Origin of the sequence: Bradyrhizobium sp. 482_C4_N1_8 (assembly GCF_052075965.1) — a bacterium.
GTDB lineage: Bacteria > Pseudomonadota > Alphaproteobacteria > Rhizobiales > Xanthobacteraceae > Bradyrhizobium > Bradyrhizobium barranii.
The window spans coordinates 5164548-5178942 of record NZ_CP197231.1; the positions used below are offsets into that span (position 1 = coordinate 5164548).

19 protein-coding genes are annotated in these 14395 nt (G+C 64.7%); 8 read left to right on the forward strand and 11 right to left on the reverse strand.

Annotation, left to right across the window (positions count from 1 at the left end):
* The first annotated feature begins 374 nt into the window (after nt 1-374).
* Nucleotides 375-833: a hypothetical protein gene (locus tag AB7Z56_RS24975; RefSeq protein ID WP_354131235.1), complete on the forward strand. Its 459-nt coding sequence runs from the start codon at nt 375-377 to the stop codon at nt 831-833.
* Between the two features lies 1 nt (nt 834).
* On the opposite strand, the gene AB7Z56_RS24980 is transcribed toward AB7Z56_RS24975, so the two are convergent.
* From AB7Z56_RS24980 to AB7Z56_RS24995, 4 genes are all read right to left on the reverse strand, one after another.
* Complete coding sequence (locus AB7Z56_RS24980) at nt 835-1656, reverse strand: tetratricopeptide repeat protein (protein WP_354131234.1); 822 nt, start codon at nt 1654-1656, stop codon at nt 835-837.
* 32 nt (nt 1657-1688) lie between these two features.
* On the reverse strand, nt 1689-2372 hold the full coding sequence (locus AB7Z56_RS24985) for a substrate-binding domain-containing protein (protein ID WP_354131233.1): 684 nt from the start codon (nt 2370-2372) through the stop codon (nt 1689-1691).
* Between the two features lie 18 nt (nt 2373-2390).
* Nucleotides 2391-3092 (reverse strand): GrlR family regulatory protein, encoded by a 702-nt coding sequence (locus tag AB7Z56_RS24990; RefSeq protein ID WP_071914523.1) that lies wholly within the window; start codon nt 3090-3092, stop codon nt 2391-2393.
* Nucleotides 3093-3289: 197 nt separating this feature from the next.
* On the reverse strand, nt 3290-4324 hold the full coding sequence (locus tag AB7Z56_RS24995; protein WP_038943077.1) for a glutamine synthetase beta-grasp domain-containing protein: 1035 nt from the start codon (nt 4322-4324) through the stop codon (nt 3290-3292).
* A 535-nt stretch (nt 4325-4859) separates the two neighbouring features.
* On the opposite strand from AB7Z56_RS24995, the gene AB7Z56_RS25000 reads away from it, so the two are divergent.
* Nucleotides 4860-5063: a DUF2735 domain-containing protein gene (locus tag AB7Z56_RS25000; protein ID WP_028147811.1), complete on the forward strand. Its 204-nt coding sequence runs from the start codon at nt 4860-4862 to the stop codon at nt 5061-5063.
* A 111-nt stretch (nt 5064-5174) separates the two neighbouring features.
* On the opposite strand, the gene AB7Z56_RS25005 is transcribed toward AB7Z56_RS25000, so the two are convergent.
* Nucleotides 5175-5501: an MliC family protein gene (locus AB7Z56_RS25005; protein ID WP_166105761.1), complete on the reverse strand. Its 327-nt coding sequence runs from the start codon at nt 5499-5501 to the stop codon at nt 5175-5177.
* Nucleotides 5502-5570: 69 nt separating this feature from the next.
* Between AB7Z56_RS25005 and AB7Z56_RS25010 the strand changes: the two genes are divergently transcribed.
* Both AB7Z56_RS25010 and AB7Z56_RS25015 read left to right on the forward strand, forming a co-directional pair.
* The gene (locus AB7Z56_RS25010; RefSeq protein ID WP_354131232.1) at nt 5571-6314 is read left to right on the forward strand and encodes a tyrosine-protein phosphatase; all 744 of its coding nucleotides are present in this window, start codon (nt 5571-5573) and stop codon (nt 6312-6314) included.
* A gap of 23 nt (nt 6315-6337) precedes the next feature.
* The gene (locus AB7Z56_RS25015) at nt 6338-7018 is read left to right on the forward strand and encodes an SDR family oxidoreductase (protein ID WP_354131231.1); all 681 of its coding nucleotides are present in this window, start codon (nt 6338-6340) and stop codon (nt 7016-7018) included.
* Here AB7Z56_RS25015 and AB7Z56_RS25020 read toward each other — a convergent pair.
* Nucleotides 7015-7362, reverse strand: coding sequence for a GrlR family regulatory protein (locus tag AB7Z56_RS25020; RefSeq protein WP_354131230.1), 348 nt, complete (start codon nt 7360-7362; stop codon nt 7015-7017). The genes AB7Z56_RS25015 and AB7Z56_RS25020 overlap by 4 nt on opposite strands.
* Nucleotides 7363-7505: 143 nt before the next feature.
* Between AB7Z56_RS25020 and AB7Z56_RS25025 the strand changes: the two genes are divergently transcribed.
* The 3 genes from AB7Z56_RS25025 to AB7Z56_RS25035 all read left to right on the forward strand — a co-directional run bounded on the left by AB7Z56_RS25025 (nt 7506) and on the right by AB7Z56_RS25035 (nt 8908).
* Nucleotides 7506-8192, forward strand: a complete 687-nt coding sequence (locus AB7Z56_RS25025; protein ID WP_135216872.1) for a DUF2161 domain-containing phosphodiesterase — start codon at nt 7506-7508, stop codon at nt 8190-8192.
* Between the two features lie 25 nt (nt 8193-8217).
* Complete coding sequence (locus AB7Z56_RS25030) at nt 8218-8517, forward strand: putative quinol monooxygenase (RefSeq protein ID WP_135216871.1); 300 nt, start codon at nt 8218-8220, stop codon at nt 8515-8517.
* 85 nt (nt 8518-8602) lie between these two features.
* Nucleotides 8603-8908 (forward strand): hypothetical protein, encoded by a 306-nt coding sequence (locus tag AB7Z56_RS25035; protein WP_135216870.1) that lies wholly within the window; start codon nt 8603-8605, stop codon nt 8906-8908.
* A gap of 78 nt (nt 8909-8986) precedes the next feature.
* Here AB7Z56_RS25035 and AB7Z56_RS25040 read toward each other — a convergent pair whose 3' ends face one another.
* Nucleotides 8987-9598 carry a GNAT family N-acetyltransferase gene (locus AB7Z56_RS25040; protein WP_028147806.1) on the reverse strand — a complete coding sequence of 204 codons (612 nt, stop codon included), beginning with the start codon at nt 9596-9598 and terminating at the stop codon, nt 8987-8989.
* 162 nt (nt 9599-9760) lie between these two features.
* A complete protein-coding gene (locus tag AB7Z56_RS25045; RefSeq protein ID WP_028157491.1) occupies nt 9761-10162 on the reverse strand; it encodes a PaaI family thioesterase in 402 nt (133 codons plus the stop codon).
* A gap of 119 nt (nt 10163-10281) precedes the next feature.
* Between AB7Z56_RS25045 and AB7Z56_RS25050 the strand changes: the two genes are divergently transcribed.
* Entirely contained in the window at nt 10282-11070 is a 789-nt protein-coding gene (locus AB7Z56_RS25050) for a cobalamin-binding protein (RefSeq protein ID WP_354131229.1), read from the forward strand.
* A gap of 180 nt (nt 11071-11250) precedes the next feature.
* On the opposite strand, the gene kynU is transcribed toward AB7Z56_RS25050, so the two are convergent.
* The 3 genes from kynU to AB7Z56_RS25065 are packed head-to-tail and all read right to left on the reverse strand — an operon-like array spanning nt 11251 to nt 14144.
* Nucleotides 11251-12453: a kynureninase gene (gene kynU, locus AB7Z56_RS25055; protein ID WP_354131228.1), complete on the reverse strand. Its 1203-nt coding sequence runs from the start codon at nt 12451-12453 to the stop codon at nt 11251-11253.
* Between the two features lie 7 nt (nt 12454-12460).
* Nucleotides 12461-13300 carry a tryptophan 2,3-dioxygenase gene (gene kynA / locus AB7Z56_RS25060; RefSeq protein ID WP_135216868.1) on the reverse strand — a complete coding sequence of 280 codons (840 nt, stop codon included), beginning with the start codon at nt 13298-13300 and terminating at the stop codon, nt 12461-12463.
* Between the two features lie 34 nt (nt 13301-13334).
* Nucleotides 13335-14144: an alpha/beta hydrolase gene (locus AB7Z56_RS25065; protein WP_135216867.1), complete on the reverse strand. Its 810-nt coding sequence runs from the start codon at nt 14142-14144 to the stop codon at nt 13335-13337.
* Nucleotides 14145-14395: the final 251 nt, after the last annotated feature.

Consider the following 14395-nt stretch of genomic DNA (forward strand, 5'->3'; position numbering starts at 1 on the left):
TCGCAGGGCCAATGCGGCTTGATGGTATCACCGCGGACATGATTCAAGCCCCGAAACTGGAGCCTCGAATCATGCGCTACGAACTCAGACGCACCGAGGTCATCCGGCTTTTCAGCGCAGGGCCGGGAGCGGAGCCCACTCGCCGCATGATGCCATCATGCCCCTGTTTTGCCCGACGGGTCAATTGATTTTCGTAAAATACGAACTTAGTGATTTCGACGACTTGGCTACTGTGCATGGGATTGTTTTTGACTTTTTTGTTTCGTGCGATCCCGGGCGGCCCTCCTCATGTTGTGGTTCAACGGCCCGTGCCGGAGCTGGTTCATCCTTGAGGCCCCTTCGAACCCGCCGGAGCGAGCGCACGACAAAGCGGCATGAACCAGACAGAGCCTTCAGCCGAAGCGCAGATCGCAGCGATCATCGCCAGCGCTGCAAAGCAGCCGCTGCTCGATGCGGCCTTCGAGCTCTGGTGCCGGCGCTACCGGTTCAACACACTCGACGGACGCCCGACCGACGAAGAGGTGCGCGTCTATCGCACCCTCACCCCGCAGCAGATGGCCGAGAAATACCGCTACGACCGCGACCACGCCCATGAGGGACCGATGTTCGGTTATGTGAAGCGCGCCCATCCACGCGCCGATGACGCAGCAATCCGGCAGGCCATCATCACCGCCGTGAAGTTCGAAGATGCCACCTTCGAGCACTTCAACTGGAACGGCGATTTCTGGGAGTGCGTCGTGCGCGCCGTCGCGCGCGCGGCCGCTCAATATCCGGACTTTCTCGAGACGACTTATCGCGACGCCCGCAACAACGTCGCCTACTACTACAAGTGAGCTAGAAGCACAGCGTGGTGACGAGCTTGCCCTGCTTGTCCTTGATCGCATAGGGGCAGCGCAGCCGCTCCAGCGCCTTCTTGGCGTCCTCGTCGCCGAGCGCGGCAGCGCGCTCGTAATAGGCCTTGGCGGCGTCCTTGTCCTTGGCGCCGCCGCGGCCTTCCTGCGCGAAGGCGCCCATCCGCTCCAGCGCGCCGGGATGGTTTTGCGCCGCCGCCTTCTCGAACATCGCGCGCGCCGCGACGTCGTCCTTCTCGCCGCCGTTGCCGTTGGAGAGCATCAGGCCGAGCTGGTACTGCGCCTCCGCGTTGGTCTCGGCCGCCCTGCCGAGCAGCGCGCGCGCCTGTGCGGGATCGGCCGGCGCAGCACCGCCAGCGCCGCCGAGCGCAGCAAGATTGCTGACACCGCGAGGATTGCCGGCCTGCGCAGCCTTCTCGAACAGCTTTCGCGCTTGTGCTTCGTCTTTCGCAACACCGGAGCCGGTGCCGTAGGCGACGCCGAGCTCGACCATCGCCGCGCTCGATCCCTTGTCGGCCGCCTTGCGCCAGGCAGCGATCGCCTCCGCCGTCTGCCGGTTGGCGGCATAGGCGCGGCCGAGCGCGAACATCGCGCGCCGCGACGACGGTGCGGCCTGCTTGCAGAATTTGACGGCGGTCGCAATGTCGGATGCAGCAAGCTCCGTCACGCCCTTCACATCGGCCGGCTTGTCGGGGTCGCTGGGATCGGCGGCCAGCCGGTCGCACAGGACGAGATCGGCCGACTGCGCATGCGCCGATAACGGCGCTGCAAGCGCGAGGAGGATGGCAAGGAGACAAGTCCGCATGGGCGCCACGTTGCGTCTCTGCTCCGGCAAATTCAAGGCTCGAGTCCCGATTGGCGCAGCACCGGGACGACCTCCGGCGATGCCAGATAGCGCAGCAGCCGATCGGCCGCTTCGGCATGTCTGGCGTTGGCCATGCGGCCGGCGGAAAACACGGCCGGTGTTTGCAAATCGTGCGGGATCGGGCCGACGACCTCGATGCCCTCGACCTGCTTCAGCTCACTGATCTGCTGCACGGCGAGGTCAGCCTCGCCGCTGACGAGCCGCTCCGCCGTAAAGCCCTGCTCGACGATGGTGGCCTTGGCGTTGATCTCGGCTGCGATGCCCCATCGCTGGATCAGCTGGGCGAAATAGACACCGCTCGCGCCCAGCCGCGAATAGGCGACGGATCGCGCCGCGAGCAGCGACTTGCGCAATGCAGCTTCGCTGGAGATGTCGGGATGCGCCTGCCCTGCCCGCACGGCCACGCCGACGAAGGAGCGCGCCAGATCGGCCGCGCTACCCGCGGCCACGCGGCCATCGCCGATCATCTCGTCGAGCCCCTCACGGGTCAGGATGACGAGATCGGCGGGCTCGCCGTCGCGCAGACGTTCCAGCAGTGCCAGGGTTGGCGCGAAGTCGGCATCGACATGGATGCCGTGAGCGGCCTCGAAGGCGGAGGACAGGCTGCGCATCGCGCCCATCAGGCCGAGCGTCGAGAGCATGCGAATGTTTTCCATGGGCTATTCCTGTCGCGATCAGGCGCGGTGCATCAGCTTGAGCGCGGCGGTCAGGCGCAGGCTGCGCTTGCCGGCGAGCGCCGTTGCCTCCAGCACTGCCTGCTCCGCGTCATAGGTGCCGGAGAAACCGATGCCGACCTCATGGCCGCCGAAGATCGGATCGTCCTTGGCCGGCGTGTGCTCCTGGTTGAGGATCTGACCCTTCCAGCGCCCCTTGGCCGCGGTGTAGCTGCCGAGATAGTAGAACGAGGCATCGCCGCCGAGGATGCGGCCCTGGTTGAGCAACATCACGCCGGTCAGGCCGCCATCGACGCCGTCGAGCATGCGAAGGTGGATCGAATAGAGCCCGTCGGCGATGCCGGCCTCCCCGACGCCGCCCGCGATCGGCACCTCGTCTTCGGTGATCGGCGTCATCACCGACTGGAAGGGCACGCCGGGCAGCTCTTTCAGCTCGCCCTTGAAGCGATAGAGATCGCCGTCGGCCCAGCCTTTCGCAAGCAAGGTCGCATCGTCGGTGCCGGCCATGGCGCGGTAGTTCGGGTCCGGGTTGTGGCGGACCGTCTTGATGACGATGTCGACGCCGGCTTCGGTCCTCTCATAGGTGCCGATATGAGCGAAGGCCGAATTGCCGCCGAGCATCTTGCCATTGCCGACATGCATCACGCTCCGGCCGACCGCGTCGCCGAGCTGAAATCGCACCTTGTAGAAGCCTTCAAACACCAGCCGTGTCCCCGGCCCCGCGCATCCCGGGGCATTCTATCCCGGTTTCGCCGGCGATGGACAGACTTCAAGCCGGCATGGCCGGCAGACCCACAACAACGGCTGTCATCGGAATGCAAAAATCCGCCGGAGCCTTTTCGGCTCCGGCGGATTGAAGACCAACCCGGGCCAGCCCCCCGGCCCGGGCCGGGAGGATCTTAGGCCGCGGCCTTCTTGTCGGCCGGCACGGACGCGATCGTCTTCAGGATCTGCGAAGCGATCTGGTATGGGTCGCCCTGCGAGTTCGGACGGCGGTCTTCCAGATAGCCCTTGTAGCCGTTGTTGACGAAGGAGTGCGGAACGCGGATCGACGCGCCGCGATCGGCAACGCCGTAGCTGAACTTGTTCCACGGCGCGGTCTCGTGCTTGCCGGTCAGACGCTTGTCGTTGTCCGGGCCGTAGACGGCGATGTGGTCCATCAGGTTCTTGTCGAAGGCCGCCATCAGCGCCTCGAAGTACTCCTTGCCGCCGACCGTACGCATGTACTCGGTGGAGAAGTTGGCGTGCATGCCCGAGCCGTTCCAGTCGGTGTCGCCGAGCGGCTTGCAGTGGAACTCGATGTCGATGCCGTACTTTTCGGTCAGGCGCAGCATCAGGTAGCGGGCCATCCACATTTCGTCAGCGGCCTTCTTGGAGCCCTTGCCGAAGATCTGGAATTCCCACTGGCCCTTCGCGACTTCCGCGTTGATGCCTTCATGGTTGATGCCGGCAGCCAGGCAGAGGTCGAGATGCTCTTCGACGATCTTGCGGGCGACGTCGCCGACGTTCGAGAAGCCGACGCCGGTGTAGTACGGGCCCTGCGGCGCCGGATAGCCGGAGGCCGGGAAGCCGAGCGGACGGCCGTCCTTGTAGAAGAAGTATTCCTGCTCGAAGCCGAACCATGCGCCGGCGTCATCGAGGATGGTGGCGCGCTTGTTGGAGGCGTGCGGGGTCTTGCCATCGGGCATCATGACTTCGCACATCACGAGCACGCCGTTGGTGCGCGCGGCGTCCGGGAACACGGCGACCGGCTTCAGCACGCAATCGGAGCTGTGGCCTTCGGCCTGCTGCGTGGAGGAGCCATCGAAGCCCCAGAGCGGAAGCTGCTCGAGCGTCGGGAACGACGCGAATTCCTTGATCTGTGTTTTGCCGCGCAAGTTCGGAGTCGGCGTATATCCGTCGAGCCAAATGTACTCGAGCTTATACTTGGTCATTGAGCCTCTCTGTAGATGATGCGAAAGGTGGGGTTGAGAGCCCCCGCACGTTTGTACCCGGCCATCATCGGCCGACCCTCTACAAGCATTTTGCGTGCCAAAAGGCCGCAGCGCGGGAGGTTTTCCACCGCGGCCGGGATCGGCCCCCGACGGCAAACCGTCCCCGGCGGCGTGCGTCATAGCCGCGCACCTTCGCGTGAAGCTGCACTGCAAAAATCCCGCGGAAAACGCCTGATTCTGGAGCAGACGCACCGTTGCCGGAGGTTGCCGATGAAACGCGCATCAACGTCCAGCAACTTTCGCAAAGTCCTGCGCCTCTGCCTAGCAACCTTTGGAATGGCCCAGGCGTTAGCCACCGACACGGTGCCTTAGGGGGTGCAGAGGGTCACCTGCCTACAGATTGGGCAGCAACTGATTTCCTTTTCAGCACTTTCCAATTCGGGATGCGCGGCCGATATGGGGAATCCAGTAACCACAATCGAACGAGTCGGGCGCACCATGGAGGCGAAGGCGCTTCGACCCAGGAGCAATCGCAATGATGAATAATGGTCTGAATCACGGATCTGCAACGATCTACCAATTCCCTGTCGGGGGCCGCGCGGCTCTCGCCGGACGCCGCTATGGCGACACCCGTCTTCCCGCCGATCATGCTTCGCTTCCTGCGAACGTCTCGATCTGCAGCGACAGCTGGTACCACCAGGATGCGGTCGACGAAGCAAAGCCCAAATGGGAACGCTAATGTTTGTGTTTGGTATGATACCGCCGCGCGCGCGCAAGCGTCCGACGGAAGTTTGAAAAAGGGTCGAAACAACGAGGTTTCGGCCCTTTTTGATTCCTGCTGGACTTCCGGTTAGAGCGCGGGCTTTTCGATCACCGTGCAGGAAGTGACCGGCCGCTTCAGATGCTGGACCGTGGTCGCTCCGGTCTTGCCGATCCTCAGTGTGATCCCTGCCCCCGAATAGCGGGTGCCAGAAAGCGCCAGCCGCTTCTTCAGCGTGACAGGTTCGCCGTCGATCTGGAGGAAGGCGCGTTTGTCATCGTCATAAAATCCCACGATGAACTGCGTACCATCGGCGCAGCGATAGGTCCGGAACGTCTGCGCGTCCGCCTGTCCCGCACCGATAATTCCGCCCGACAGCATGGTGATCGCCAAAACAATGGCCTTGTGCCGGCTCATGATTGCCCCCTTGAATGCACTCAAGGACGCCGTAGTGCGTCCAGTGGAAACATAACCCAAGCTGATCTCATGCCAGATTCCCCTGCCCGCCACCTCGCCCTGCAAGGCGCCAGCAATTTTCGCGACCTCGGCGGCTATCCGACTTCGGATGGCCGCACCACGCGCTGGCGCCACATCTTCCGCTCCAACCATCTCGGCCAGCTCACGCCCGCCGACGTCGAGATCGTCCGTGCGCTGGGCGTGCGCAGCGCCTTCGATTTTCGCGGCGTCGAGGAGCGCGCGGCCGGCGTCTGCGTCGTGAACGAGATCACCGTGCATTCGCTGCCGATCGAGCCGACGGTCGTCGCCGCGCTGCGCGCCGAGCTTGCTGAGGGCAGGCTCACCGCGCCGGTCGCGCTCGAGCTCATGCGGGAGTCCTACCGCAACTATGTCCGCCACAACACGCACAGTTTTCGCGCGCTGTTCGGCCATCTCCTGGAAGACCGCGCGCCGCTGGTGATCCACTGCACCGCCGGCAAGGACCGCACCGGCTTTGCAAGCGCGCTGATCCTGCATGCGCTCGGCGTGACCGACGAGGTCATTGCCGAGGACTACCTGTTGACCAACCAGCACTACAAGCGGGACGCATCGAACGCTTCCGATCTTCCCGCCGACGTCCTCGATGCGATCGGCAGCGTCGAAGCCTCATATCTTGGTGCTGCCTTCGAGGCCGTCTCCAACGAATATGGCGATCTCGAAACCTACTTGCGCGACGGCCTCAAGCTCGGCACACCGGAGCAAACGGCGCTGAAGGCGCGCTATCTGCAATCGTAAGCGGCCGTGCCGGGAGAACGACGATGCAAGGCAAGGTTCTGATCGTGACGGGCGCGCTCGGCGCACTTGGCAAGGTTGTCGCCGAGACAGCGTTGGCGCGCGGCGCGCGTGTGGCCGGCATCGATCACGCACCCTCGCAGATGTCGGCAACGCCCGAGCGCATCGAGATCGGCGGCGTCGATCTGTCCGACCCAGCGCAAGCGAAGACGGCGGTCGAGGCGGCGGCAAAGCAGTTCGGCAGGCTGGATGCGCTGATCAACATCGCCGGCGGCTTCGCGATCGAGACCGTGGGCGACGGCGACATCAAGACGTGGCAGCGCATGCATGCGCTCAACGTGCTGACGGCCCTCAACACCTCGCACGCGGCGCTGCCGCATCTCGCCGCATCCGGGGCCGGCCGCATCGTCAATATCGGCGCCATGGGCGCGCTTCAGGCAGGTTCCGGCATGGGCCCCTATGCGGCGTCGAAAGCCGGCGTGCATCGCCTCACCGAGGCGCTTGCCAACGAGTGGAAGGGCAAGGTGACCGTGAATGCGGTGCTGCCGTCGATCATCGACACCAAGGCCAACCGCGCCGACATGCCGAAAGCGGATTTCTCCAAATGGGTGACACCGCAGGAACTCGCCGAGGTGATCCTCTTCCTCGCCAGCGAGGCCGCGAGCGGCGTCACCGGCGCGCTGATCCCGGTGAGCGGCCGCGTCTAGTCCGGCACTAATAGCCGCAGATTGCCTTTGAAGCGGATGCTCTGCTTGCCGGCGAGCGCAATGCCTTCGCCATAGGCGGTCTCGTCGGCGTAGGTGCCGCTGAATCCGATGGTCACGACCTTGCGGCCCCACACCGGGCGCTCGTCGAACGAAGGCGAATGCTCCTCGTTGGTCAGCTCGCCCTTCCACTTGCCGTCGGCCGAGGTGTAGGTGCCGTAAGCGAAAAAGAATGAATCGCCACCTCGCATGGTGCCGTCGCGCAGGACCATGACGCCCTGGTTGCCGCCCTGGACGGCATCCAGCATCTCGATGCGAATGTGATAGAGGCCATTCCTGATCGTCATCTTCGTAAAGCGCCCGACTGTCCCGGTCGCAGGATAACCGCACCATCGGTTCCCGATCAAATGGCGCAGAGCCACAACTGCGTTCCGGGCTAGACTGGCCGCGACTGATTCTCGGATCGGAACGCAAGACCCGGACGCTTTCCTTGGAAACCGCGCTTTATCTACCCGTCAAACGCTTCCTCGAAGAGCTCGGCTTCACGGTCAAGGGCGAGATCGGCGGCTGCGACCTCGTCGGTCTCAGCGCCGGTGATCCGCCTGTGGTGGTGATCGGCGAGCTCAAGCTCGCCTTCAATCTCGAGCTGATCCTCCAGGCGGTCGATCGTGCATCGGCAGCCGACGAGGTCTGGATCGCCGCAAAAATGTCGATCCGCGGCAAGGGGCGCGAGAGCGATGCGCGTTATCGCAATCTCTGCCGCCGCCTCGGCTTCGGTATGCTTGGGGTGACTGACCGCGGCCAGGTCGAGGTGCTGGTGAAGCCGCCGACGGCAGCGCCGCGCCGCGAGCCGAAGGTCCGTTCGCGCTTGGTCGCCGAACATCAGCGCCGCCAGGGCGATCCCGTGCTCGGTGGCAGCACCCGCGCGCCGATCATGACGGCCTATCGCCAGCAGGCGCTGGCCTGCGCCTCGGCGCTCGCGGGAGGTCCGCGGCGCGTGAGCGAACTGCGCGAACGCTGTCCCGATGCCGGCAAGATCTTGCTTAGCAATGTGTATGGCTGGTTCGAACGCGTTGAGCGGGGAATCTACGGGCTGACCGAGGCCGGACACGCGGCGCTGACACGCTGGCCGCAGGCACCGATGAAAGAGACGCCCCGCGAGGCATCGCCGCCCTAGCGGAAATCACGTCGGGAGACATCGCATGATCGTTGTGACTGGCAGCGTAACGGTCCGCACCGAAACGTTCGACGAGGCGCGCCGCCTGAGCCTCGAGCATGTTCATCGGTCGCGACAGGAACCCGGCTGCATCTCACATGCAGTGCATGTCGACTGCGAGAACCCGCTCAGGCTGGTGTTCTTCGAGCAATGGGCCGACCGCACCGCGCTCGCCGCCCACTTTGCGGTACCTGCATCCGGCGAGTTCGTGCGCACCTTGCGCTCGCTGGCCACGGGGCCGACCACGCTCGACCTCTATGAGGCCGACAGGCTCGAAAAGCTGTGAGCGCATAGCTGTGATGCCACACCAAATTCATATTGCAATGCAACATCTCCGGCACTAGGTATCCCGGCATCAAACCGAGGCCGTTATGAGCGCAGACTGGAACACCAAATATGGCACGCGGCGCGTGCGCCACGATCCGCCGACCCTGGACGAGGCGATCTTCGCCGCCGTCGGCATCACCGACGATCACGAGCAGCAGGCGGAGATCGCGGCAGCGCTGATGGGGATGCCGCTCGAAATCGTGCAGGCCGAGGTGAAGAAGCAGGCCCGCACCAACGGCCGCATCACCGCCACGCGCGTGATCGCAGGCGAACAGGGTGCGCAGCGCTCGGTGGTGGTCGAACGCCGTGTCGTCCGCCGCTTCGGCAACGACAAGCGCACCGGTACCTGAGCGCTCAATTCCCCATCTCAAATACGAAAGCGGACCGGTTTTGCCGGTCCGCTTTTTGATTCCAGTCCGCTTTTAGATTTAGGCGGCGCGATTGCCGTACATGCTGGAGATGATCTTCCAGCAGGTCGAGTTGAAGCTGAGAAGAGCGCGGCCGGCCGTGAAGGGCGAGGCCGCGAGTTCAGCGAGCTCGGCCTCGGGCGTCTTGGCGAGATCGATCGTGCCGGTCGATTCGCCATGACGGAATTGCAGATTCGCCCCGAACTTCCTGGCGAGCGCCCGCATGGCGTGATTCTCGGCGCCGGTCGTGATGCGCAGGCGCTTGTAGCCTTTCCAGCGCGCTTCCGCGATCAGCCGGCTGAACAAGATGGTGCCGACATTCTGGCGCCGTGCCGAGGCTTCCACGCTGAAGGCGACCTCCGGCAACGAATCGTCCTCCGGCGGATGCAGCTCGGCCGCACCGCGGACCACGCCGTCGACGATGTAGGCGACAATCACGGTGCCGTCCTCGGCGCAGCGGGCGGCGTAACGCTCGATGAAGCTGTCGTCGAGAAAGCCGTTGAAACGGTCGTGCCGGCTTGCGGAATCAAGCCTCAGGAGGTGATCGCGCAGAAGCGGCAATTCTTCCTGCTGGCTCAAGGTCCGCACATAGCCCGGAACGGGCGTCGTGCGGGTCGTGTCTTCAAGTACCACGTCAAGTACCACGTCAAAACTCCTCTTGGTGTCCCTCGAGGAGGCGTTCGAATCCCTAGGCCCCCAATATTGTGCGTCGCAGCATATTTTTCAAGACGGGAACCTGCCCAAGTTTCAGGCATCGAAAGCGACCAATTCGTTAATAAAATCAAGCCCCCGTAGTCATACGAGGACCAGCTGGGTCTGGGTCACCACGGCAACCAGCTTGCCGTCCTCGGTCTCCAGCCGGGTGCTCCAGACCTGGGTCCGCCGTCCCCGATGGACCGGTGTAGCCGTGGCGATAACCGTGGTTCCCTCCTTCGCCCCACCGATGAAGTTGGTCTTGCTCTCGAGCGTCGTGGTGCCCTTGGCATCCTCCGGCAGATTGATCACGGTCGCGGCGGCACCGACGGAATCGGCGAGCGCCATCACCGCGCCGCCGTGGATGGTGTGGTGGAGTGTGCAGAGGTCGGGCCTGACCGTCATCCGCGCCACCACGCGGTCTTTCTCGGCCTCGACGAATTCGACGCCCTTGAGCTCGGCAAACGGCATCTTCATCGCTTTAAGTTTCTCGAGCGGCGTCATCGGATCTCCTCCCAATTCATTGTTGTTTCAGCGTGAATTGCTTCGGGCGGCAAAGCAATGACGTCCGAGGTAATGGCCCTGCTGACATCGGCGACGGCATTTGCGCATATGCTCTTCCCATGCGCCACTTCCCGCCCCGCCGCATCGTCTGCCTGACCGAAGAGACGGTCGAAACGCTGTACCTGCTCGGCGAGCAGGACCGCATCGTCGGTGTCTCCGGCTACGCCGTCCGCCCGCCCCAGGTGCGGCGGGAGAAGCCGCGGGTGTCGGCCTTCGTCTCCGCAGACATCCCGAAGATCCTGGCGCTGGAACCGGAGCTGGTGCTGGCCTTCTCCGACCTCCAGGCCGGCATCGTCGCCGATCTCGTGCGCGCGAGCGTCGACGTCCATGTTTTCAACCAGCGCGACATCGCCGGGATTTTGGCGATGATCCGGACACTTGGTGCGCTGGTCGGCGCCGCTGAACGCGCCGAAGGCCTTGCCCGTGATCTCGAACGGCGCCTCGCAGAGATGGCGGCAACACCTCGCCCCTCGGCGCGGCCAAAGGTCTATTTCGAGGAATGGGACGATCCGTTGATCTCCGGCATCGGCTGGGTGTCCGAGTTGATCGAGATCGCCGGCGGTCAGGATGTGTTTCAGGAATTGCGACATCGGCAGGCGGCAAAGGATCGCATCGTCTCGGCGGAGGCGGTGCGCGAGGCAGCGCCCGACGTGATCCTTGCCTCCTGGTGCGGCAAGAAGGTCGTCCCTGCCCGCATCCGCGCGCGCGATTGCTGGAACGAGATCCCCGCCGTGCGCGACGACCGCATCGTCGAGATCAAGTCGCCGATCATCTTGCAGCCGGGGCCGGCGGCGCTGACGGATGGGCTCGATGCGATCGTGACGGCCTTGTGGGGTAGACTCAAATAGCTTGATCGCGGCTCTCGTGTCCCGGACGCGCTGCAACGCGCCAGCGTTGCTGCGCAGAGCTGGGACCCGTCTCGATACGGAGTTCAGTGCAGCGTGGGCCCCGGCTCTGCAGCGCACCGCACCGGACGATGCTTCGCATTGCCGGGGGCGCTGCGCCGCGTCCGGGGCACGAGACCTTCTTCAGGTCACCGCGTTCACGACCTGATATTCCGGCCGACGCCAGACCTCGCCTGCAATCACCTCCTCGATGATCTCGGCTGCTCGCATGATCTCGCTCTCCCCAATGTAGAGCGGTGTAATCCCGAACCTCATGATGTCAGGCGCGCGGAAATCGCCGATGAGGCCACGGGCGATCAGGGCCTGCATGGCGGCGTAGCCGCCGTCGAACGCGAAGGAGACTTGTGAGCCGCGGTGCTCGTGCGCGCGCGGGGTGACGAGCTTGAGCTCGGGGCAGCGGCGTTCGACCTCGGCGATCAGGAGATCGCCAAGGGCGAGCGAACGCGCACGGACCTCACGAAGGTCGACCCTGTCCCAGATGTCGAGCGAGGCCTCCAGCGCCGCCATTGCGAGCACCGGCGGAGTGCCGACGCGCATGCGCTCGACGCCGCCGGCCGCCGCGTAGCCAAGCTCGAACGCAAACGGCTTGGCGTGGCCCATCCACCCCGACAGCGCGGCGCGCACGCCGTCGGCGTGGCGCGGCGCGACGTAGAGGAAGGCCGGCGCGCCGGGGCCGGCGTTGATATATTTGTAGGTGCAGCCGGCGGCGAAATCGGCACCGCAGCCAGCGAGATCGACCGGCAGCGCGCCGGCCGAATGCGCGAGGTCCCAGACCGTGACGATGCCGAGCGCATGCGCCTTCGCGGTGAGCGTCGCTATGTCGTGGCGCCGTCCGGTGCGATAGTCGACCTCGGTGATGTAGAGGACCGCAATCTCCTCCGACAACGTGGCCTCGATCTCCTCCGGCGCCACCAGGCGCAATTGATGGCCGCGGCCGAGCGTCGCGATCAGGCCCTCGGCCATGTAGAGATCGGTCGGAAAGTTTCCGGTGTCCGATAGCACCACCTTGCGCGAGGCGTTCATGTCGAGCGCGGCGGCGAGTGCTTGGTAGACCTTGAGCGACAGCGTGTCTCCGACCATCACGGAGCCGGCTTCCGCACCGACCAATCGCGCGATGCGGTCGCCGACATGGCGCGGCTGGGCATACCAGCCCGCACTGTTCCAGGCGCGGATCAGCTCGTTGCCCCACTCGGCCGTGATGACGTTGCCGACGCGCTCGGCAACGCCCAGCGGCAGCGCGCCGAGCGAATTGCCGTCGAGATAGATCACGCCCTCAGGCAAATGGAACAAGGCCCTGGTGTCGTCATAGACGCGAAGCTTGGTCATGGGATCTCTACAGAATCGTGCGGACGCGCCAGAGCTCGGGGAACAGCTCGACCTCCAGCATGCGCTTGAGATAGCTGACGCCGCCGGTGCCGCCGGTGCCGCGCTTGAAGCCGATGACGCGCTCGACCGTCGTGACATGGTTGAAGCGCCAGCGCCGGAAGTAGTCCTCGAAGTCGACCAGCTTCTCGGCAAGCTCGTAGAGCATCCAATGCGTCTCCGGCGCTTCGTAGACGATCCGCCAGGCCTGGAGCACGCCCTCGTTGAAGCTGTGGGTTTCGCGAACGTCGCGCGCCAGCACGGACGCGGGCATCTTGAGCCCGTTGCGGTCGGCGAGCCGCAGCACCTCGTCGTACAGGCTCGGCGTGGCAAGCTCGCCTTCGAGCACCCTGGTCGTTTCCACGTCGTGCGCGTGCGGCTTGAGCATGGCGTGGTTGCGGTTGCCGACCAGAAATTCGATCAGCCGGTACTGGCGCGACTGGAAGCCCGAGGACTGGCCAAGCTGCGAGCGGAAACGCGTATACTCGCTGGGAGTCATGGTGCGCAGCACGTCCCAGGCGCCGTTGAGCTGCTCGAAGATGCGCGACATCCGCGCCAGCATCTTCATCGCGGGCTGCACTTCGTCCCTGGCGATGGCGCGGCGCGCAGCGCTGAGCTCGTGGATGGCAAGCCGCATCCACAGCTCCGTGGTCTGATGCTGGATGATGAACAGCATCTCGTCATGGGCCTCCGAGAGCGGATGCTGCGCGCCGAGGATCGCGTCCAGCGCCAGATAGTCGCCGTAGGACATACGCCGGGCGAAATCGGTCTCGGCGCCTTCGCTCGTGGGATCGTAATCGCTGGACGTCATGGCAGGCCCTTTCGATCGATCGATCCTCGCCGCGTCAGTCGAGGCCGATCAGGCGCGCGGTGATCGGGGACGACGGATCCTTCAGTCCGTCGATCACCGTAAAATGGTTGAGCCCGGGATCGACGACGAGGCGCGTCGGCACGTCGAAACCGGTCCAAACATTGGCGATCAGATCGGACTGGCGCATGAATTCGGGCCGCTCACCGCCGCCGACCCAGGCCGTGACCGGCGAATGTCCCAGCGGCAGGTGCAGCGCCGCGCTTTCAAGCGTCGCCTCCTCCATGGTCATGCGTAGCGTGTCGTTCATCTTCGTCTTGAGCAGCGGTCGCAGATCATGCAAGCCGCTGATCGAGAGCGTGCCGGCGATGCGGTTGTAGACGGCAGGCTCGAGCCGGCTGTCGTTGCACAGCATGCGCGTGACGAGATGGCCGCCCGCGGAATGGCCGGCGAGCCGGATCGGGCCGGAAACGAGCGAAGCCGCCTTGGCGATCGCGGCGGTGATCTCTGCGGTGATGTCGGAGATGCGGGCGGCCGGCGTCAGCGTGTAGCTCGGCAGCGCCACCGTCCAGCCGTGATGCCGCGCGCCTTCGGCCAGATCGGTCCAGGTCGACTTGTCGAAGCGCATCCAGTAGCCGCCGTGCACGAAGACGACGAGGCCCTTGCTGTCGCCGTCGGGCAGGATCAGGTCGAGACGCTGGCGCTCGCCCGGGCCGTAGGAGACGTCCGCGCGGAAGTCTTTCAGGCCGGCGCGGTAAGCCGCCGCCCGCTCCGCCCATTGGGCCGGCATCTTGTCCGAGCCCGGGATATGGGCCGAATTGGCATAAGCATCATCCCAATCGCGCATCGTGACACCCTAGGATTCGGCCGTCGAACCGGGCGCCAGTCTGCCACCAGTCAGGACGGCGTCCTAGTCTTTCTTTTAAGCTTAAAGTATTTGATCGCGCCCGTGTTTCAGGCAGTGGGCGCTCCAACCGAGGTGCCGCAGGGTGGGCAAAGCGATTTGTCCGCCGTAGCTCGAAGAGCGAAGGCGGAAGCGTGCCCACCCTTTCGCGCAAGATCGAAGAGAGATGGTGGGCACGGCGCAAGGGCGCCTTT